Annotated in this window: 18 protein-coding genes; 10 read left to right on the top strand and 8 right to left on the bottom strand. The window is 73.2% G+C overall.

Annotated features, from left to right (window positions below; translation table 11 throughout):
- Positions 1 to 83: 83 nt before the first annotated feature.
- The 5 genes from RB608_RS13890 to RB608_RS13870 form a co-directional block, all read right to left on the bottom strand.
- The gene (locus RB608_RS13890) at positions 84 to 776 is read right to left on the bottom strand and encodes an HAD family hydrolase (RefSeq protein ID WP_308088556.1); all 693 of its coding nucleotides are present in this window, start codon (positions 774 to 776) and stop codon (positions 84 to 86) included.
- A gap of 33 nt (positions 777 to 809) precedes the next feature.
- A complete protein-coding gene (gene trpS / locus RB608_RS13885; RefSeq protein WP_308088555.1) occupies positions 810 to 1,766 on the bottom strand; it encodes a tryptophan--tRNA ligase in 957 nt (318 codons plus the stop codon).
- A gap of 162 nt (positions 1,767 to 1,928) precedes the next feature.
- Positions 1,929 to 2,540, bottom strand: a complete 612-nt coding sequence (locus tag RB608_RS13880; RefSeq protein ID WP_308088554.1) for a TetR/AcrR family transcriptional regulator — start codon at positions 2,538 to 2,540, stop codon at positions 1,929 to 1,931.
- Positions 2,537 to 3,025 (bottom strand): hypothetical protein, encoded by a 489-nt coding sequence (locus RB608_RS13875; RefSeq protein WP_308088553.1) that lies wholly within the window; start codon positions 3,023 to 3,025, stop codon positions 2,537 to 2,539. Before RB608_RS13875 ends, RB608_RS13880 begins: the two co-directional genes overlap by 4 nt.
- Positions 3,025 to 4,458: an MFS transporter gene (locus RB608_RS13870; protein ID WP_308088552.1), complete on the bottom strand. Its 1,434-nt coding sequence runs from the start codon at positions 4,456 to 4,458 to the stop codon at positions 3,025 to 3,027. The genes RB608_RS13875 and RB608_RS13870 overlap by 1 nt, the downstream gene beginning before the upstream one ends.
- A 389-nt stretch (positions 4,459 to 4,847) precedes the next feature.
- Here RB608_RS13870 and RB608_RS13865 point away from each other — a divergent pair, with 389 nt between their 5' ends.
- The 4 genes from RB608_RS13865 to RB608_RS13850 all read left to right on the top strand — a co-directional run bounded on the left by RB608_RS13865 (position 4,848) and on the right by RB608_RS13850 (position 7,822).
- On the top strand, positions 4,848 to 5,063 hold the full coding sequence (locus RB608_RS13865) for a helix-turn-helix domain-containing protein (protein WP_141005928.1): 216 nt from the start codon (positions 4,848 to 4,850) through the stop codon (positions 5,061 to 5,063).
- 318 nt (positions 5,064 to 5,381) lie between these two features.
- A complete protein-coding gene (locus tag RB608_RS13860; protein ID WP_008356322.1) occupies positions 5,382 to 5,483 on the top strand; it encodes a 30S ribosomal protein bS22 in 102 nt (33 codons plus the stop codon).
- A 79-nt stretch (positions 5,484 to 5,562) separates the two neighbouring features.
- Entirely contained in the window at positions 5,563 to 6,624 is a 1,062-nt protein-coding gene (locus RB608_RS13855) for an NAD-dependent epimerase/dehydratase family protein (protein WP_308088550.1), read from the top strand.
- A complete protein-coding gene (locus RB608_RS13850; protein ID WP_308088548.1) occupies positions 6,617 to 7,822 on the top strand; it encodes a 1-acyl-sn-glycerol-3-phosphate acyltransferase in 1,206 nt (401 codons plus the stop codon). Before RB608_RS13855 ends, RB608_RS13850 begins: the two co-directional genes overlap by 8 nt.
- Positions 7,823 to 8,002: 180 nt before the next feature.
- Here the strand turns inward: RB608_RS13850 and RB608_RS13845 are convergent, their stop codons facing one another.
- From RB608_RS13845 to RB608_RS13835, 3 genes are all read right to left on the bottom strand, one after another.
- Positions 8,003 to 9,163, bottom strand: a complete 1,161-nt coding sequence (locus RB608_RS13845) for a DUF5667 domain-containing protein (protein ID WP_308088547.1) — start codon at positions 9,161 to 9,163, stop codon at positions 8,003 to 8,005.
- 127 nt (positions 9,164 to 9,290) lie between these two features.
- Entirely contained in the window at positions 9,291 to 10,109 is an 819-nt protein-coding gene (locus RB608_RS13840) for a sigma-70 family RNA polymerase sigma factor (RefSeq protein ID WP_308088546.1), read from the bottom strand.
- Positions 10,110 to 10,262: 153 nt separating this feature from the next.
- Positions 10,263 to 11,144 (bottom strand): HAD-IB family hydrolase, encoded by an 882-nt coding sequence (locus tag RB608_RS13835; protein ID WP_308088545.1) that lies wholly within the window; start codon positions 11,142 to 11,144, stop codon positions 10,263 to 10,265.
- Between the two features lie 41 nt (positions 11,145 to 11,185).
- On the opposite strand from RB608_RS13835, the gene RB608_RS13830 reads away from it, so the two are divergent.
- The 6 genes from RB608_RS13830 to RB608_RS13805 all read left to right on the top strand — a co-directional run bounded on the left by RB608_RS13830 (position 11,186) and on the right by RB608_RS13805 (position 17,963).
- On the top strand, positions 11,186 to 12,805 hold the full coding sequence (locus tag RB608_RS13830; RefSeq protein WP_308088544.1) for an AMP-binding protein: 1,620 nt from the start codon (positions 11,186 to 11,188) through the stop codon (positions 12,803 to 12,805).
- A complete protein-coding gene (locus RB608_RS13825; RefSeq protein WP_308088543.1) occupies positions 12,802 to 13,053 on the top strand; it encodes a glutaredoxin family protein in 252 nt (83 codons plus the stop codon). Before RB608_RS13830 ends, RB608_RS13825 begins: the two co-directional genes overlap by 4 nt.
- A 144-nt stretch (positions 13,054 to 13,197) precedes the next feature.
- The gene (locus RB608_RS13820) at positions 13,198 to 13,887 is read left to right on the top strand and encodes a redox-sensing transcriptional repressor Rex (protein WP_308088542.1); all 690 of its coding nucleotides are present in this window, start codon (positions 13,198 to 13,200) and stop codon (positions 13,885 to 13,887) included.
- A gap of 76 nt (positions 13,888 to 13,963) precedes the next feature.
- Entirely contained in the window at positions 13,964 to 15,271 is a 1,308-nt protein-coding gene (locus tag RB608_RS13815; protein WP_308088541.1) for a glutamyl-tRNA reductase, read from the top strand.
- Entirely contained in the window at positions 15,268 to 16,293 is a 1,026-nt protein-coding gene (hemC, locus tag RB608_RS13810; protein WP_308088540.1) for a hydroxymethylbilane synthase, read from the top strand. Before RB608_RS13815 ends, hemC begins: the two co-directional genes overlap by 4 nt.
- Positions 16,290 to 17,963, top strand: a complete 1,674-nt coding sequence (locus RB608_RS13805) for a uroporphyrinogen-III synthase (protein ID WP_308088539.1) — start codon at positions 16,290 to 16,292, stop codon at positions 17,961 to 17,963. Before hemC ends, RB608_RS13805 begins: the two co-directional genes overlap by 4 nt.
- The last annotated feature ends 146 nt before the right edge of the window (positions 17,964 to 18,109 follow it).

Below are 18,109 nucleotides of genomic sequence, written 5' to 3'. Positions count from 1 at the left end.
CGTCGAGTTGCCGATAGTCGTCGGGTCAGAACCGACGACTCAACGGGTCAGAACCGACGACTCAACGGCCAAGAGCCGGTCGCTCAGACCAGCTCGGCCAGGCCGCGCACGGTCTGCACCCGAGCGCCGGAGCGGCGGGCGTCGTGGCGTCCGTAGCGGTCGAGCAGTCGCGCCTGCAGGCCGGCGCGCTGCGCGCCGACGACGTCGTGGCGCAGTGAGTCGCCGACCATGAGCGTCGCGCCGGGGTCGGTGCCGAGGCCCGCGCAGGCGGCGAGGTAGGAGCGCGGGTCGGGCTTGGCCGCCGGCAGGGCGGAGGACGCGAAGACGGGGACGTCGGCGCGCAGCAGACCGGTGCGGCGCAGCTTCTCGGTCTGGACGGACAGCTCGCCGTTGGTGAGGATGCCGACCGGCAGCCCCGAGCGGCGGAACCTCTCGATCGCGGCGGCGGCGTCGTCGAAGGCCCGCCAGGCGGCGCGGTAGTAGCCGAGGAAGCCGGCGTAGACGTCGTCGGCGAGGGTGTCGTCGGACAGGTCCCAGCCCGGCAGGAAGTCGCGGATCCGCGCCCGGCGGTGCTCGACGTAGGTCACCTCGCCGCGCTGGGCCCGCTCGTAGTGGCGCGCCTCGAGCACGAACCAGCGCTCGACATGCGCCTCGAGATCGGACGGCGAGTCGGCCAGGCCCAGCCCGCTCAGCCACGCCCGGAGGCCCCGGTCGGCCGCGCCACGATGGTCCACCAGGGTGTCGTCCAGGTCGAGGAGCAGGGCCTGGAACGTCATGTGGAGCAGTCTGCCAGCGGCCGCCGACAGGCCTCACAGCCCCATCGCGCTCCGCGCGGCGGCCAGGACGGGCGCGGTGACCTCGCGGCACCGCTCGGCCCCGCGGGCGTACACCTCCGTGACGTGGACGGGGTCCGCGGCGAGGGCTCGGTAGCGCTCCTGGAGCGGCTCCAGCTCCGCCACGACGGCGTCGGTCACGGCCGTCTTCAGGGCGCCGTAGGTCGTGATCCCGTCTGCCGAGCCGCCGCAGGCGGCCAGGATCTCGATCAGGTTGGTGACGCCCGGCTTGGCGGCCCGGGCGGCGCGCACGGCGTCCGGCCCGGTCTCGGAGTCGGTGACGGCGCGGGCGACCTTCCGGCGTACGACGTCCGGCGGGTCGAGCAGCGCGATCGACCCGCCGTCGGGTCCGGACTTGCTCATCTTCCGGTCCGGCTCGGCGAGGTCCATCACCCGCGCGCCGGCGGGCGGCACGGTGATCTCGGGGAGTGTGAACACCTCGCCGTAGGTCGTGTTGAACCGCAGGGCGAGGTCTCGGGTGAGCTCGAGGTGCTGGCGCTGGTCGTCGCCGACCGGGACCTGGGTGGGGCGGTAGAGCAGGATGTCGGCGGCCATCAGCACCGGGTAGGTGAACAGCGAGGCGCGGACCGAGTCCTGGCGGCGCGACTTCTCCTTGAACTGGATCATCCGGCCGAGCTCGCCGGTGGTTGCGACGCACTCCAGCAGATACGCGAGCTCGGCGTGCGCCGGCACCCGGCTCTGCCGGAACAGCGTGCTGCCGTCGAGCCCCGCCGCCAGCAGCAGCGTGGCCTGCTCGGTGATCGCGCCGCGCAGCGTCTCGGGAGAGCGGGGCGTCGTGAGGGCGTGCAGGTCGGAGATGCCGTAGAAGCAGTCGGCCTCGGCCTGGGCCGCGCGCATCGGGCGCAGCGCGCCGAGGAGGTTGCCGAGGGTCAGCCGACCGCTCGGGGTGAGGAGGGAGAGGCGTCGGGACATGGGTGCTCCTGGGGATGAAGCCCACGGGCGCCGGCACCGGCCGGAGAAGCACGACGGCCGCCCGTGGGCGGCCGGTGGTGGGAGAGGTGTCGAGGGGCGGCCGCCGTCAGGCGGGCCACCAGGTGAAGGTCATCGGGGTCGACACCCGCACAGTGTCGCAGATCATCGCCCGACCCGCAGTGCGTCGACGTCGGGGACCACCTGGCCCGGCGGCGTGAGCAGGCCCAGCATGGTCGCCGCGATGGCACGGGCGGCCTCGTCGGCGGGCAGCTCGCCGGCGTACACCGACGTCGCCGCCGCATGGGTGACGGCGTGCATGGCCGTCACCTGCCAGGACACCGGGAGGTCGGTGCGGAAGCGGCCCAGCGCGCGGCCGTGGTCGATGAGCCGCTGGGCCCGCGCGCGCGGCTCGCTGTGCGCCGCGGCCATCTCGGTGACCGGCATGCTCTTCTCGGCGGCGACCACCAGGGCGCCGTACCGGAGGGTGACCTGCCAGGTCGCGTCGATCAGCCGGACCAGGGCGGCCGCGGGGTCACCGGAGAGGTCGACGTCGCGCAGCGACGCCTCCGCCTCCCGCATCGCCCGTTCGACGACCGCCGCCACCAGGCCGCCGCGGTTCTCGAAGTGCGCGTAGAGGGTCACCCGGCCGACGCCGGCGGCCTTCGCGATGTCGTTGATGCTGGCGTCCGGGTCCCGGGCCAGGGTCGCGGTGGCGGCGTCGAGGATCGCCTCCACGTTGCGGCGCGCGTCTGCACGAAGGGGACGGGTGGTCACGACACCATCATCGTGGACGCCCGGTCGGGCTCGGCGCGGCGCGGGGCGTGGCAGCCGGCGTACTCCTCCCAGCGCCAGGCCATCGCGGCCAGCATCAGCGCGAACATCGCCACATGACCGACCAGCATCAGCCCGCCGGCATCGAGGACGCCGGTCCAGTGGAGGGGCAGCGCGACCGCGAAGCCGGCGTACATGACGGCACACATCTCGGCGATCGGGACCCAGCGGTGGCCGCGGAAGCGCATCCAGCCGGCCATCGGCAGCGCCATCGTGGTCGCCATCACGAGCGTCTCGACGCTCGCGGAGCGCAGCCAGGATCCGTCGCCCGCGGCGCCGGTCGCGACCATCCAGACCGGCCAGAGCAGCATCATGCCGATCAGCATCGCGGCGACCATCTCGCCGTAGTGGAGAGCGAACCTGCGGACCTGTCGGGTGCTGACGCGAGTGGTGACGCGGGTGACGCGGGTGTTCGGGACCGTGTTCATCAGTGCAGACCTCCGGTGGGATGGGTGGCGCCGGGGGAGCGCCCGGGGACGGACACGAGGGAGAGGACGGCGGCGACCGCCGCGACGCCGGCCGCCACGGTGAACCCGTGGACGAAGCCGGTGCTCGTGGCGCCGGCGATGCTGGCCGCGGCGACGCTCGAGATCACCGCGGCACCGAGCGAGGCGCCGAACTCGTGGAACGTGCTGACGATCCCCGAGACGATCCCCGACTCGTGAGCCTGGACGTGCCCGAGGGCGGTGGCCGACGCGGCCACGAACAGGGCACCCAGACCGAGCGCGGCCACGGTGGTGCCGAGGACCACGGCGAGCGACCCGTCGAGCAGAGCCGGTACGGCGAACCCGGCTGCCGCGACCACGAAGCCCACCACCGCGAGCGCTCGGGCGCCGACCCGCCCGATCAGGTGACCGCCGGCCGTGGCGCCGACCACCGTGGCCACGGCGATCGGGAGGAAGAGCAGGCCGGTCGCGAGCGGACCCCGGCCGGCGTGGTGCTGGAGGTAGAAGGTGCCGAGGAAGAAGCCGGCGACCATCAGCGCGGTCGCCGCGACGATGAGGAAGGTGCCGCTCGCGACCGGGCGCCGGGTGAGCAGGCGCAGGTCCATCAGCGGGGAGGCGGCGGCGTGCTGGCGCAGGCCGAACAGCACGTAGAGCAGCGCGGCGCCGGCCAGCAGGCCGAGGGTGCGGCCGCTGAGCCAGCCGCGGTCGCCGGCACCGATCAGGGCGTAGATCGCGGTGCCGGTGGCCGCGGTGACCAGCAGCGCGCCCAGCAGGTCCAGCCGGGCCCGGGCCGCGGTCGCCGTACGCGCGGGGGCGGCGGGGGGAAGGCGCCGGGCCAGGCCGAACGCGACCACGATCCCGATGGGGACGTTGACGAAGAAGACCCACGGCCAGCCCGGGCCCGCGGTGAGCACCCCGCCGAGGAGGACCCCGAGAGCGGCGCCCCCGCCGCCGAGCGCGGACCACACCCCGAGGGCGCGGTTGCGCTCCTCGCCCTCGAAGAGCCGCAGTACCGCCGACAGCGCGGCGGGAGAGAGCAGGGCTGCGCCGAGCCCCTGGGCGACGCGGCTGCCGACGAGCACCCCGCCGGAGTCGGCCAGGCCGGCGGCCAGGGAGGCGCCGGTGAACAGGGCGAGGCCGGTGAGGACCACCGGTCGCGAGCCCAGCAGGTCGGTCACCCGGCCGCCGAGCAGCATCAGCCCGCCGAACGCGAGGGTGTAGGCGCTGATCACCCAGGTCGTGGCCGCCCGCGAGAGGTCGAGGTCGGCGCCGACGTGGGGAAGCGCGATGGCGACGACGGTGACGTCGACGATGAGCATCAGCTGGGCGGCGCCCAGGAAGGCGAGCGTGCCCCAGCGGCGGGGGTCGGGCTCACCGGTCCCCGGCGTGGGCGCGGTCGCGGTGGCGTGGGACATCCGAACTCCTAAGTCGAACGATGATGTTCAAGATCATAAGTCGAACAGGGATGTACGACAAGAGCTGGAGGTGGGCTGGGTGCCGGAGGTCCAGGGCTGAGCTGGCTGGACGGGGCGCCCGTGGGCGCCCGACCGGGCCCGGCGAGGCGGAGAGGGGTCCGGAGAGGGGTCCGGGGAGGGGTCCGGTGAGGCGGGAGGGAGGCCTGCGGACGCGAGCGGGACGACGTCCCGGGTCGCGGCTCGGTCAAGCCGACACGCCGGTCTGGGAAAGTTTCCCTGACGAATCTCTTCCCCACGAGTCACATCTGGCCCTATTGTCACGCAAGTGGCGTCCGGTGTTCACAGCTGGGGAAGGCGGTGACGGACGCACACAGAAAGCGTGGTTGGTCATGGCTCCTACGTCGCGCGAGCGCGCCGAGTCCCTCCCGGACCCGAAGTTCCTCACCATCGCCGAGGTCGCCTCGGTCATGCGGGTCTCCAAGATGACGGTCTACCGTCTGGTGCACAGCGGCGAGCTGCCGGCCGTCCGGGTCGGTCGCTCGTTCCGGGTCACCGAGGACGACGTCAACGAGTACCTGCGCAAGTCCTTCTACTCGGCCGGGTAGCCGAGCGCGTCGCCCTATCGAGGCCGTCGCACGGACCCTGCGCGCCCGTGCTCGGCCCCGATGCGCTGCGCGCGGGGGCGCCACGCTGCCGGCCACGCGGTCGAGTCCGACGGTGGTCGGGTCGACGTGGCGGCGAGACGAGCGGGGGGATGCGGGCGGGCCCCGTCGCCGCGCGAGCATGCGATCTTCGTCCCATCTCCCGCGCTGATTCTCCGCGCTCACGCGGGTCCGGATAGGCTGACCGATGCTCCGGGGTCTCCCGGGGCGTCGTACGTCACGCCGAGCGCTGTCGCGCCCGGCGCTCTGGAGAGGTTCCACGTGGGTTCTGTCATCAAGAAGCGCCGCAAGCGCATGGCGAAGAAGAAGCACCGCAAGCTGCTGAAGAAGACGCGCGTCCAGCGTCGCAAGCTCGGCAAGTGACCCGAGCGAGCCAGTAGCTCACGCAGTCTCGCCTCGTCGGCGCCCGGGTGCGCCGACCTGATCCGAGGAGTCGGTGGAGATGGGCGCCGGACGCACGGTGCTGGTCACAGGGGTCTCGCGAGACCTCGGCCGCACCCTTGCGCGCACCCTGGCCGCCGATCCCGGGATCGACCGGGTCATCGGCGTCGACGTCATCCCTCCGCGGGGGGATCTCGGCGACGTCGCGTTCGTGCGCGCCGACATCCGCAACCCGATCATCGCGAAGGTCATCGCGAAGGAGGACGTCGACACCGTCGTCCACATGAGCGTGATCGCGACCCCTGGCTCCGCCGGTGCCCGCGGCACCATGAAGGAGCTCAACGTCATCGGGACGATGCAGCTCCTCGCGGCCTGTCAGAAGGCCGAGGGGCTGCGCACCCTGGTGGTGAAGTCCTCGACGACGGCCTACGGTGCCAGCAGCCGTGACCCGGCCATGTTCACCGAGGACATGGAGCCGCGCCGCCCGGCGCGCACCGGCTACGCCAAGGATGTCGTCGAGGTCGAGCAGTACGTCCGCGGCTTCGCCCGCCGCCGTCCCGATGTGACGGTCACCCTGCTGCGCTGCGCCAACGTGATCGGCCCGCGCGTGGTGAGTCCGCTGGCGTCGTACTTCCGGCTGCCGATGATCCCCACGGTGCTCGGCTTCGACCCGCGACTGCAGTTCCTCCACGAGACCGACCTGTACCGCGTCCTGCGGCACGCGGTCCGCGAGGACCGGGGTGGCACGTTCAACGTCGCCGGTGACGGCCTGCTGATGCTCTCCCAGGCGCTGCGCCGCGCGGGACGGCCCAATGCGCCGGTTCCCGGCTTCGCGTTCGGCAGCCTGGGCTCGGCCCTCAAGTCGGTGCGCCGCGCCGACCTGTCGCCCGAGCTGGTCGCGTTCCTGACCTACGGCCGCGGGGTCGACACCACCCGGATGCGCAGCGAGCTCGGGTTCGAGCCGCAGTACTCCACCTCCTCGGCGTTCGCCGAGTTCGCCGCCTCCCTCCCGCCGGCGGCACGCCGTACCGAACGCGTGCTCGGCTCGCTCGCCGAGCGACTCCCCGCGGTCGACGACGACCGGCCCGCCCAGCTCACCCTCGCCGGAGGCACGGATGGCTGACGCCGAGATCATCCCCATCGGCACCCGCGGGCAGCCCGGCCGCGGCGCCGGCAAGCGGCCCTCCGCGGCGGCCCGCGACCTCGCCCCGAAGTCCGGTACGCCGCGCAAGACTCCGGCGCGCAAGCCCGGTCCCGCGGCCGGAGACGCCCCCGACGCTTCCGGTGGGGTCGCGCCCGGCGAGGTCGCCGAGGAGACGGCCGCCGAGCGCCCGGCGAGGACCCTGAAGGAACGGCCGGCGGCCGAGCCGGACGCGGAGCAGGCCGCCGCCGCGCGCACCGAGGGCCGTGGCCTGAGCCCGCTCGCGGGCATCCCCGCCGGCGACTGGCTGGCCGCCTTCCAGCACGCCAGCAAGGAGCTGTTCGGCGACCAGTGGGAGCCGCAGCTGGCTCGCTTCCTCGCCTTCCTGCGGCGCCGGCTCACCGGCGAGTACGCCGTCGACGAGTACGGCTTCGACGCCGAGGTGACCGAGCGCTTCTTCATGGCGGCGCTGCGGCCGGTGGCGCAGAAGTGGTTCCGGATCGAGGTCCGCGGGATCGACAACATCCCGGCGGAGGGCGGCGCTCTCGTCGTCTCCAACCACTCGGGCACCGTCCCCGTCGACGGCCTGATGACGATGGTGTCCATCCACGACCACACCGGCCGCTTCCTGCGCCCGCTCGGCGCCGACCTGGTGTTCCGGCTGCCCCTGGTGGGCTCCGTGGCCCGCAAGGGCGGCGCCACGCTGGCCTGCAGCGAGGACGCGGAGCGGATGCTGCGCGGCGGAGAGCTGGTGGGCGTATGGCCCGAGGGCTTCAAGGGCATCGGGAAGCCGTTCTCCGAGCGCTACAAGCTCCAGCGGTTCGGCCGGGGCGGCTTCGTGTCCGCCGCCCTGCGCACCGGTGTCCCGATCGTGCCGCTCTCGGTGGTCGGCGCCGAGGAGATCTACCCGCTGGTCGGCAACATCCCGTCGCTGGCCCGTCTGCTCGGGGTGCCGTACATCCCGATCACGCCGCTCTTCCCTCTCCTCGGCCCGCTCGGGCTGGTGCCGCTGCCGTCGAAGTGGCTGCTCGAGTTCGGGGAGCCGATCCGCACCGACGAGTACGACGCGGGCGCGGCCGAGGACCCGATGCTGGTGTTCAACGTGACCGACCAGGTTCGCGAGACCATCCAGCAGACGCTCTACAGCCTGCTCATGCAGCGCGAGTCCGTCTTCCGCTGAGATTCTCCTGCGCTCGCACTCCGCGGGCTGGGACGGGCTGTGACACGCCGTCCGCGTGACTAGGAGGCACTTCTCCGCACGAACGGGCCGAAAGCGGCCGATGCCTGCTGAAACGCGACGGGTAGTCGGGTGGACAGCGTGTTACAACTGCCCGGCCCGGCCCCGCGCGCCAGCGGAGCGTCAGGGCGTGGTGCCGAGGAGGCCGCCGACCAGGCCGGCGAGGCCCTCGACCAGTCCACCGACCAGGCCGGGGTCGGTCGTCCCGTCGCTCGGCTGCGGCTGACCGTCGAGCCCGAGTGTGCCGGTGAGGCCGCGGGTGACCTCCTCGACCGTCTTGCCGACGGTCTTGGTGGGCTTGGGGGCGTCGGGCGGGTTGGGCTGCGTCGTCTCCGGGGGTGGCGGCGGGACCTGGCCCGGGGGCGCGGCCGGGGTGGCCGGCGGCGGCGTGGTCGCCGCGGGCTCGTCCTTCTTCTTGGCCGGCGGCGGCAGCACCTGGGTCGCCGACGCGCTGATGTCGCCGCTGAGCACCGCGCTGAGCGGCAGCGTGGCGAAGTCGGGGACCTGGGCGATGTCGCCCTCGGCGCAGCTCGGGCAGGCCTCCCAGGCGGCGGCGTCGATCTGACGGATCGTCTGCGTCGCGGTGATCAGGATCGAGCGACTGTCGGACGGCACGACCGGCCCGAGGTCGCCGAGCACGTCCATGCTGTCGCCGGCGAAGGCGCGCAGCTCGGCGATCCGATCGGCCTTGCCGGTGGCGGCGTAGTCGTCGAGGGCGAACTCGGACGCCTGGCGCGACTGGTCGGTGAAGTCCTGGAGGGTCTTGTTGATCGCGTCCGCGCTCGCGTCGCGCGCCACGAGCGAGCGGAACTCGCCGAGCCGGGCCTCGGCGTGCGAGATGAGGGCGTCGGCCTTCGCGGCACCGTCGGGCTGGAGGTTGGTCTGCGCGTTCTCGATCGCCCGCTTGACGGGGTAGAGGACGTCGCCGGGCAGCGCGTCCTGCGAGGCCATCGCCATCGACCCGGTGGCCGACACGACGGCGAAGCCGCCGATCACGGCGGCCAGGCGGCGCTCACGGGAGCCGCGCCGCTGACGCGGCGTGAGCCGGACGGCCAGGGCCTCCTCGGCGCGGGCCGGCTCGCGCTCGGCAGCGGCGATCAGCTGGGAGCGCAGGGACGAGACGAACTCGGGGCGGGCGGTGGCCGGCGGGACGGCGCGCAGGGCCGCGACCAGGTCGAGCAGCTCGGCGTGCGTCTCGTGCTCGGCCGCGGCGTGCCCGCCGCGACCGGAGACCAGCGCGTCGAACTCGTCCGCGCCGCGCCAGCCGTTCCCGCGCATCACCATGTCCGTCCTCGTGTGGAGAGGGTCGTCCAGGCCCTCGAGTGCTCTCGGAGGTCCAACGACGGGTCGGTCCCGGTGGTTACGGTCCGGACGGACGGAGCGGCGTAGTCCGAACTGACCAGATGCTCGATCATCGGATCCCCTCCGGCATCAGCTTCGCCAGGTTGCGCACGCCGCGCAGCTGGAGCTGCTTGATGGCACCGTCGCTGCGGCCGAGGGCCGCAGCGGTCTCGGCGATGCTCAGGCCCTGCAGGAAGCGCATGATGAGGCAGTCGCGCTGCTCGTTGGGCAGCTTGGTGAGCGCCTCGAGCAGGATCTCGTTGGTGAGGCTGGCGAGCACGGCGTTCTCGGGACCCTCGGTGGCGTCGTCGTGCTGGCCCATGTCCTCGGTGGTCAGCTCGAGGCGGGTGCGGCCGGCCTTGAAGTGGTCGGTCGCGAGGTTGCGGGCGATGGTCATCAGCCACGCGCCGAAGTCCTTGCCCTGCCACCGGAAGGACGACATGTTGCGCAGCGCGCGGAAGAAGGTCTCCGAGCAGAGGTCCTCCGCGACGACGACGGAGCGGGTGCGGTAGTAGAGGAAGCGGTAGACCGACGGCTGGTAGTGGTCGTAGAGGAGCCCGAACGCCTCCGCGTCGCCGCCGCGGGCCAGCTCGACCAGCCCGATCAGCCGCTCGCGGGCCTCCGGGGAGTCCTCCGAGGAGGTCGCGAGCGTGGCGTCGCCGAATCCGCCGGAGCCGTCGCGCCCGAAGTCGTCGGAGCCGGCCGGGTCGGCGGAGGGCCCCGCGCTCGCTTCGCTCAGCAGCCGGTGGTCGCGCTGCGCCGGGACGCCGAACGGTCCGGCGGTGGGGAGGCCGGCCAACGCCGGGGTCGGGCCCGGGGTCAGCGCAGCGAGCACGGCCACGCGCAGGGTGTCGAGCCCTCGCGACAGGTCGGTGCGCTGCCAGGTCATGCGGGTTTCCCTCCCATGCTGCCCCCGGAGGGGATCCTACGGCGGATCCGCCTGCCGTGGTACCGGAACGCGAGAACCGGTCGGGCGACTCCCGATCGCCCGTGTCGGCAGGTTACCGCTCGGTAAGGTGTGCCGCCATGGTTCGGCGCGATGTTAGGAGCGACCCCGCTGCCGGCGTACGACGGCTCCGGCGATCGCGGCGCCCGCCGCCGCCGAGCCCGCGACGATCCCGGCGCGGGCGGCCTTGCGGCCGGTCCGGTAGTCGCGGATGCGCCACCCGTGGGCCCGGGCGTGGGCGCGCAGCTTCGCGTCCGGGTTGATGGCGCAGGGGTCGCCGACGAGGCTGAGCATGGGCAGGTCGTTGGCGGAGTCGCTGTAGGCCGAGCAGCGGGAGAGGTCGAGACCTTCCCGCTCGGCGAGGGCGGTCACCGCGACCGCCTTGGCCGGCCCGTGCAGCATGTCGCCGACCAGCTTGCCGGTGTAGACGCCGTCGACGTGCTCGGCGACGGTGCCGAGGGCTCCGGTCAGCCCGAGCCGACGGGCGATCAGGCTCGCGATCTCGATCGGGGCCGCGGTCACCAGCCACACCCGCTGACCCTGGTCGAGGTGCATCTGGGCGAGCGCGCGGGTGCCGGGCCAGATCCGGTGCGCCATGGCCTCGTCGAAGATCTCCTCGCCGACGTCCTCGATCTCCTGCACGGTGTGCCCGGCGATGAAGGCGAGCGCGGAGTTGCGGGCCTCGGCGACGTGCTCGGGATCCTCGACGCCGACGATGCGGAAGTACGCCTGCTTGTACGCCGCCCCGAGGATGTCGCGCGTCGTGAAGAACCTGCGCCGGTACAGGCCCCGGGCAAGGTGGAAGATGCTCGCGCCCTGCATGACGGTGTTGTCGACGTCGAAGAACGCGGCCGCCCGCGGATCGGCAGGATGGGCCAGCGCGGTCTCGACCTCGGCGGCCGCGGCCGCCGCCTCGCCCGCCAGGCGCGACCGTTGCTGGAGGTTCAGCCGTCGGGGACGGTCGGCGGGCGGCACCATGGGCCCACCCTAGAAGAAGTCGGCGCGCGTAGGATCCCTCCATGTCGTGGTCGGACGAGACGAGCGCTGTCCCCGACGTGGCTGCCCTCGTCGCGTCCGCCGCCGCCGACCACCCCGAGCGGCTCGCCGTCGTCGAGGCCGGCGGCCGCGGTCTCACCTGGGCCGAGCTCGAGGACGAGGTGGGCCGGATCGCGACCGGGCTCGGCCGCGTCGGCGTCCTCGCCGGCCATCGGGTGCTGCTGGCGCTCGGCAACCGGCTCGAGTTCGTGACCTCCTATCTCGGCGTGCTGCGCGCCCAGGCGGTCGCGGTGCCGGTGAATCCCGGCTCCACGCCCACCGAGCTCGCGGCGATGCTGGTCGACTGCGGTGCCCGGCTGGCGGTCGCCGACGGACAGACCGCCGCCGCCGTCCGCGACGCCGCCGCGCGGCCCGAGGTCGCCGCGGCCGCCCGCGACGAGCACCGCCCGGACCCGCGCGTCGTCCTGGTCGGCACCGACCCCCACGACGGCGAGGCCGCGTACGACGATCTCCGCGCCGAGCCCGCCGTCCCGGTGCCGCCGCTGCAGGATCCCGAGAAGCTCGCCGTCCTGCTCTACACGAGTGGCACGTCGGGGCGCCCCCGCGCGGCGATGCTCACCCACCGCGCCCTCCTGGCGAACGTCGACCAGGTCGCCGCCGTACGGCCCCCGATGATCCACTCCGACGACGTCGTCCTCGGCGTGCTGCCGCTGTTCCACGTCTACGGGCTCGGAGCCGTGCTGGGCGGGGTGATCCGGCACCGCGCGAAGCTGGTGCTGACGGAGCGGTTCGACCCGGAGGGCACCCTCGACCTGGTGGAGGACGAGGCGTGCAGCGTCGTCCCGGTCGCGCCGCCGGTCTTCGCGGCCTGGCGGGACGTGGACGCCCTCGCCGAGCGGCTCGGCCCGGTCCGGATGATCCTGTCCGGCTCCGCGCCGCTGGCGGCCGAGACCGTCGAGGAGTTCGGCGCGCTCACCCGGGTGCCCATCCACCAGGGCTACGGCCTGACCGAGGCGTCGCCGGTCGTCACCAGCACCCTGCGCTCGGCCGAGATCAAGCCCGGCTCGGTCGGCGCGGCGCTCGACGGCATCGACATCCGCCTGGTCGACGAGGAGGGCCGGCCGCTGGAGGCCGCGGCCGCCGACGACCCCGGCGAGATCCAGATCCGCGGCCGCAACCTGTTCAGCGGCTACTGGCCCGACGGCCAGGACGGCCCTGCCGACGACGGCTGGTGGTCCACCGGCGACGTCGGCTTCCTCGACGCCGACGGCGACCTGTTCCTGGTCGACCGGGTCAAGGAGCTGGTCATCGTCTCCGGCTTCAACGTCTACCCCACCGAGGTGGAGACGATCCTCGAGGAGGTCCCGGGCGTGCGCCAGGCCGCCGTGCTCGGGGTGCCCGACGAGCAGACCGGCGAAGCCGTCGTCGCGTACGTCGTGCCCGACGCGGGCGCGGTCTCCGGCGCCGAGGCGGAGGCCGTGGTGACCGCGGTCGAGGCGGCGGCCGAGGAGCGGCTGGCGGCGTACAAGCGGCCGATCCGGGTGGAGGTCGTCGAGACCCTGCCGCGGACCGTGACGGGCAAGATCCGCAAGGGCGTGCTGCGCGGCGCCGAGCGGCGCAAGGCCCTGGGGATCCTCGAATGAGCGGCGCGCGCGCCCCCCGGGTGACCCTCTACGGGCGCCCCGGCTGCCACCTGTGCGACGACGCGCGCGCGGTCATCGAGGCCGTCTGTGCCGAGCTGGGCGAGAGCTACGAGGAGCTGTCGATCGACGACGACCCCGAGCTCGCCGACAGGTTCGCCAACGAGATCCCGGTGACCTTCGTCGACGGGCGCCAGCACGACTTCTGGCGGGTCAGCGCGGACCGGCTGCGCGCGGCACTACGCGGCTGACGTGCCCCGGACGGCTCGTCCGGTGTGACGTACCAGTCGCCCCGTCGAGTTGCGCTTCCGCCCATTTTGTTCTCACGTTCACAAACTCCTACAGTGATCGAGCCGCGCCACTGACGTCCGGTAGAGCGGCTGGAAAGTGGAGCTGTGACCACACGTAGTTCGACGGATGCCGCCCGGGTCATCCCGGAGGCGACGGTCGCCCGCCTGCCCGTCTACCTGAGGGCGCTGACGGCGCTGGCCGACAGCGGGATCCGCACCTGCTCGAGCGAGGATCTCGCGACCGCCGCGGGCGTCAACAGCGCCAAGCTGCGCAAGGACCTGTCCTACCTCGGCAGCTACGGCACGCGCGGCGTCGGGTACGACGTCGACTACCTCCGCTACCAGATCGCCCGCGAGATCGGCGTCACGCAGGACTGGCCGGTCGTCATCGTCGGCATCGGCAACCTGGGTCACGCCCTCGCCAACTACTCCGGCTTCCGCAGTCGCGGCTTCCGGGTCGTCGCGCTGCTCGACGCGGCCGAGTCGGTCGTCGGGCAGAGCGTCGCGGGCGTCGTCGTCCGGCCCTTCGACCACCTCGAGGAGATCGTCCGCGAGCACGACGTGGCGATCGGCGTGATCGCCACCCCGGCCGTCGCCGCGCAGGACGTCGCCGACCGGATGGTCGCGATCGGCATCACCAGCATCCTCAACTTCGCCCCGGCCGTCGTGGCCGTGCCCGAGGGCGTCGACGTGCGCAAGGTCGACCTGTCCATCGAGCTGCAGATCCTCGCCTACCACGAGCAGCGCAAGGCCAACGGCGCCGAGGCGGCCGCGACCGACGGGGGTGCCGCGTGAGCGAGCGAAGCGAGCGAGCCAGGTCCCGCCGCGCGGCCTGCACCTCATCGACTTCCGAGACGAAGCGAGGACGTCGATGAGCGTTCTCGTGGTGGGGATCTCCCACAACTCCGCGCCGGTCGCCCTGCTCGAGCGGGTCGCGCTCGACCACGACGGCGTGCAGAAGCTGATCGCCGACGCCGCCTCGTGCGAGCACGTGAGCGAGGCGACGGTCATCGCCACCTGCAACCGCCTCGAGATCTACACCGAGGTCGAGCGCTTCCACGGCAGCATCGAGCAGATCTCACGGCTCCTGGTCGACCGGGCCGGCGAGTCGACCGAGGCGATGCTGCCGCACCTCTACGTGCACTACGACGACGGTGCGATCTCCCACATCTTCCAGGTGGCCGCGGGTCTCGACTCGATGGCCGTCGGCGAGGGCCAGATCCTCGGCCAGACGCGGGAGGCGCTGCGCCGTGGCCAGGAGCTCGGCACGGTCGGGCCCGCCCTCAACCTGCTCTTCCAGCAGGCTCTACGGGTCGGCAAGCGCACCCGTGCCGAGACCGAGATCGACCAGGTCGCGCCGACGCTGGTCAGTGCCGCGCTCGACGAGACGGCCAAGGCCGTCGGGACCGTCGAGGGCAAGCACGTGGTCGTGGTGGGAGCCGGCGCGATGGCCGGGCTGGCGACCGCGACCGCGAGCCGTCTGGGCGCCGGGCGACTCTCCGTCGTCAACCGGTCGGTGGACCGGGCGGTGCGGCTGGCCGTGCAGTACTCCGGCGAGGCGGTCCGGCTGGCCGACCTCGGCGACGAGTTGGCCCGCGCCGACATCGTGATCAGCTGCACCGGCTCGTCCGGCACGATCATCGACCGCGCGCTGATGACCGCGGTGCGCCCGGACACCGAGCGACCGCTCGCGTTGATCGACCTGGCGCTGCCCCACGACATCGCCCCCGACGTCGCCGACCTGCCCGGCGTACGCCTGGTCGGCCTGGCCGAGCTCGCCGCGCTGCTCCACGGCGGCGTGACCGGCCGCGAGGTCCAGGAGGTGCGCCGGATCCTGGGCGAGGAGGTCACCGCCTTCCTCGCCGCCCGACGCCAGGCCAGCGTCACGCCGACCGTCGTCGCGCTGCGCTCGATGGCCACCAACGTCGTCGACGCCGAGATGACCCGCCTCGAGGGCCGGCTGCCCGATCTCGACGAGGCGACCCGCGACGAGATCCGGCATGCCGTACGCCGGGTGGCCGACAAGCTGCTCCACGAGCCGACCGTCCGGGTCAAGGAGCTCGCCAACGAGCAGGGCGCCGTCTCCTACGCCGCCGCCCTCGCCGAGCTCTTCGCTCTCGACCCCGACGCGGTCGACGCCGTCACCCGCCCCGTGGTCGGCGAGGAGGGACGGTCATGACCTCCACCTCCACCACGCCGCTGCGCATCGGCACCCGCCGCAGCGCCCTCGCGACGACCCAGTGCGGGCATGTCGCCTCGGCCATCGAGGACCTCGGTGTCGCCACCGAGCTCGTCGAGATCACCACCGACGGCGACCGCAGCCAGGCCACCGGCACCCCGCTGGCCGGCGGCTCGTCGACCGGCGTCTTCGTCAGCGCTCTGCGTGACGCGCTGCTCGCCGGCGAGGTCGACGTGGCCGTCCACTCGCTCAAGGACGTCCCGACCTACTCGACCGAGGGCATCACCCTGGCCGCCGTACCCCTGCGCGAGGACCCGCGTGACGTTCTCGTCGCCCGCGACGGCCTCACGCTCGGCGAGCTGCCCCCGGGCAGCAGGGTCGCCACCGGGTCGCCGCGCCGGGTCGCCCAGCTGGCGGCGCTCGGCCTCGGCATCGAGCTGGTCGGGGTCCGCGGCAACGTCGACACCCGGATCGGCCGGATCCGTGAGGGCGGGTACGACGCCGTGGTGCTCGCCCGCGCCGGCCTGGCCCGGCTCGGTCGGCTCGACGACGTCACCGAGGTCCTCGACCCGCTGCGGGTCCTCCCCGCCCCGGGCCAGGGCGCGCTGGCCGTGGAGTGCCGCAGCGACGACAGCGCCACCCTCGCCCTGCTCGCCCGGCTCGACGACAGCGCCACCCGCGCCGCCGTCACCGCCGAGCGGACCCTGATGGCGACGCTCGAAGGTGGCTGCACCGCTCCGATCGGCGCCCTCGCCGAGGTCGCCGAGGGCGACGAGGGCCCCGAGTTGTGGCTGCGCGCCGTCATCCTGTCCGAGGACGGCGTGCTCGCCGTACGCCGCTCCGCCTCCGTCGCCCTCGACGCCGAACCCGCATCCTGGCCCGCCACCGCCGCTCGGCTCGGCGGTGATCTCGGCGCCGAGATGCTGGCCGACGGCGCCGACGAGCTGATGGCCCAGCTCAACCGCTCCACCGACTCGAACGCCCACCCGTCCGCACGATCTGCAGAGGTGCCCAACCCATGACGCGAGCCACGACAGCCAAGAAGGCTGCTTCGACTCCCGCCGCCGCCCAGGTCCACCCCGGAGGCCCCGGCTTCACGGCCTTCGTCGGCACCGGCCCTGGCGACCCCGACCTGTTGACCGTGCGTGCCGTCAGGTTGATCCAGGACGCGGACGTGGTCATCACCGAGGATCCCCGCCACGCCGACCTGGTCGCCGTGGTGCGGGCCCGGACCGAGCCGGTCGGTGACGAGGTCGTCGCCGAGCCGGAGATCATCGACGGCGGATTCGGTGAGGACGGCCAGCCGCTGACCCACGCCGCCCGCGCGAAGGTCGTCGTGAAGCAGGCCAAGCGCGGCCTGCGGGTGGTCCGGCTCCTGGGCGGAGACCCGTTCCTCTACGCCTCCGGACCGGAGGAGGCCCAGGCGGTCGCCAAGGCCAACCTCGCGTTCGAGGTCGTCCCGGGCGTCTCGTCGGTGGGCGCCGTGCCCGCCTACGCCGGCATCCCGTTGACCACCAAGGACCACCGCGAGATGGCCGTGGTCACCTGTGGCGAGAAGGTCGACTGGAACAGGTACGCCGACACCCCGACCCTGGTCCTGCTCTCCGCGGTCGGCCAGATCGGCGACATCGCCAAGCAGCTGATCGCCATCGGCCGCTCGCCGGAGACTCCGGTCGCGATGACCCGCGTCGGCACCACCACCGAGCAGCAGACGGTCACCTCCACGCTGGCGCGGATCGCCGCTGACGTCCGGGCCGCCCGGATCGCCCCGCCGGCGATCACGGTCATCGGCGCCGTCGTCGACCTGCGCGAGAAGCTGTCCTGGTTCGAGACGAAGCCGCTGTTCGGCTGGCGGGTCCTGGTGCCCCGCACCAAGGAGCAGTCGGCGTCGCTCTCCGAGCGGCTCCGCGAGTTCGGCGGCGTCCCGGAGGAGGTCCCCACGATCTCCGTCGAGCCGCCGCGCAACCCGCAGCAGATGGACAAGGCCGTCCGCGGCCTCGTCGAGGGTCGCTACGAGTGGATCGCGTTCACGTCGGTCAACGCGGTCAAGGCGGTTCGCGAGAAGTTCGAGGAGTACGGCCTCGACGCCCGTGCCTTCTCCGGTCTCAAGATCGCCGCCGTCGGCGAGAAGACCGCGGCCGCGATCGCCGCATGGGGTCTGCGCGCCGACCTGGTGCCGTCGGGTGAGCAGTCGGCCGCCGGCCTCCTGGCGGACTGGCCCGAGTACGACGAGCAGCTGGACCCGATCAACCGGGTGTTCCTGCCGCGCGCCGACATCGCGACCGAGAACCTCGTCGCTGGCCTGATCGACCTCGGCTGGGAGTGCGACGACGTGACGGCCTACCGCACGGTGCGGGCCGCCCCGCCGCCGGCGCCGACCCGCGACGCGATCAAGACCGGCAAGTTCGACGCGGTCGTGTTCACGTCCTCCTCGACGGTGCGCAACCTGGTCGGCATCGCCGGCAAGCCGCATCCGTCGACGATCATCGCGGTGATCGGGCCCGCCACGGCCAAGACCGCCGAGGAGCACGGCCTGCGGGTCGACGTACTGGCCCCCAAGCCGGACGTCGAGCTGCTCGTCGAGGCGCTCGCCGGCTTCGGCGCCAGCCGCCGGGTCGCGATGCTGGAGGCCGGCGAGCCGGTCACCAAGCCGAGTGACCGCAAGCCGTCGTCGCGTCGCAAGAAGGCCTGACCCGGCGCAGATTGAGTCGCAGATCCCGCCGACCCGGCGCAGATTGAACCTCTCGAAGTTCAATCTGCGCCGGGTCGGGGCGTCTGCGGGTTCAATCTGAGCCGGGTCGGTGATTTCAGGCGGGCGCGTGCAACCTGGACGGGTGG

Origin of the sequence: Nocardioides sp. LHD-245, assembly GCF_030929495.1 — a bacterium.
Taxonomy (GTDB): Bacteria; Actinomycetota; Actinomycetes; order Propionibacteriales; family Nocardioidaceae; genus Nocardioides.
The sequence above is the reverse complement of the archived record's forward strand: the minus strand, read 5'-3'. Positions and strand labels throughout refer to the sequence as shown.

Bases quoted from the DNA above. Each gene is read 5' to 3' on its own strand.
- hemC (WP_308088540.1), top strand. From the start codon at position 15,268: ATGACCTCCACCTCCACCACGCCGCTGCGCATCGGCACCCGCCGCAGC.
- RB608_RS13875 (WP_308088553.1), bottom strand. From the start codon at position 3,025: ATGAACACGGTCCCGAACACCCGCGTCACCCGCGTCACCACTCGCGTC.
- RB608_RS13825 (WP_308088543.1), top strand. From the start codon at position 12,802: ATGAGCGGCGCGCGCGCCCCCCGGGTGACCCTCTACGGGCGCCCCGGC.
- RB608_RS13805 (WP_308088539.1), top strand. From the start codon at position 16,290: ATGACGCGAGCCACGACAGCCAAGAAGGCTGCTTCGACTCCCGCCGCC.
- RB608_RS13850 (WP_308088548.1), top strand. From the start codon at position 6,617: ATGGCTGACGCCGAGATCATCCCCATCGGCACCCGCGGGCAGCCCGGC.
- RB608_RS13840 (WP_308088546.1), bottom strand. From the start codon at position 10,109: ATGACCTGGCAGCGCACCGACCTGTCGCGAGGGCTCGACACCCTGCGC.
- RB608_RS13890 (WP_308088556.1), bottom strand. From the start codon at position 776: ATGACGTTCCAGGCCCTGCTCCTCGACCTGGACGACACCCTGGTGGAC.
- trpS (WP_308088555.1), bottom strand. From the start codon at position 1,766: ATGTCCCGACGCCTCTCCCTCCTCACCCCGAGCGGTCGGCTGACCCTC.
- RB608_RS13870 (WP_308088552.1), bottom strand. From the start codon at position 4,458: ATGTCCCACGCCACCGCGACCGCGCCCACGCCGGGGACCGGTGAGCCC.
- RB608_RS13855 (WP_308088550.1), top strand. From the start codon at position 5,563: ATGGGCGCCGGACGCACGGTGCTGGTCACAGGGGTCTCGCGAGACCTC.
- RB608_RS13835 (WP_308088545.1), bottom strand. From the start codon at position 11,144: ATGGTGCCGCCCGCCGACCGTCCCCGACGGCTGAACCTCCAGCAACGG.
- RB608_RS13815 (WP_308088541.1), top strand. From the start codon at position 13,964: ATGAGCGTTCTCGTGGTGGGGATCTCCCACAACTCCGCGCCGGTCGCC.
- RB608_RS13830 (WP_308088544.1), top strand. From the start codon at position 11,186: ATGTCGTGGTCGGACGAGACGAGCGCTGTCCCCGACGTGGCTGCCCTC.
- RB608_RS13865 (WP_141005928.1), top strand. From the start codon at position 4,848: ATGGCTCCTACGTCGCGCGAGCGCGCCGAGTCCCTCCCGGACCCGAAG.
- RB608_RS13845 (WP_308088547.1), bottom strand. From the start codon at position 9,163: ATGGTGATGCGCGGGAACGGCTGGCGCGGCGCGGACGAGTTCGACGCG.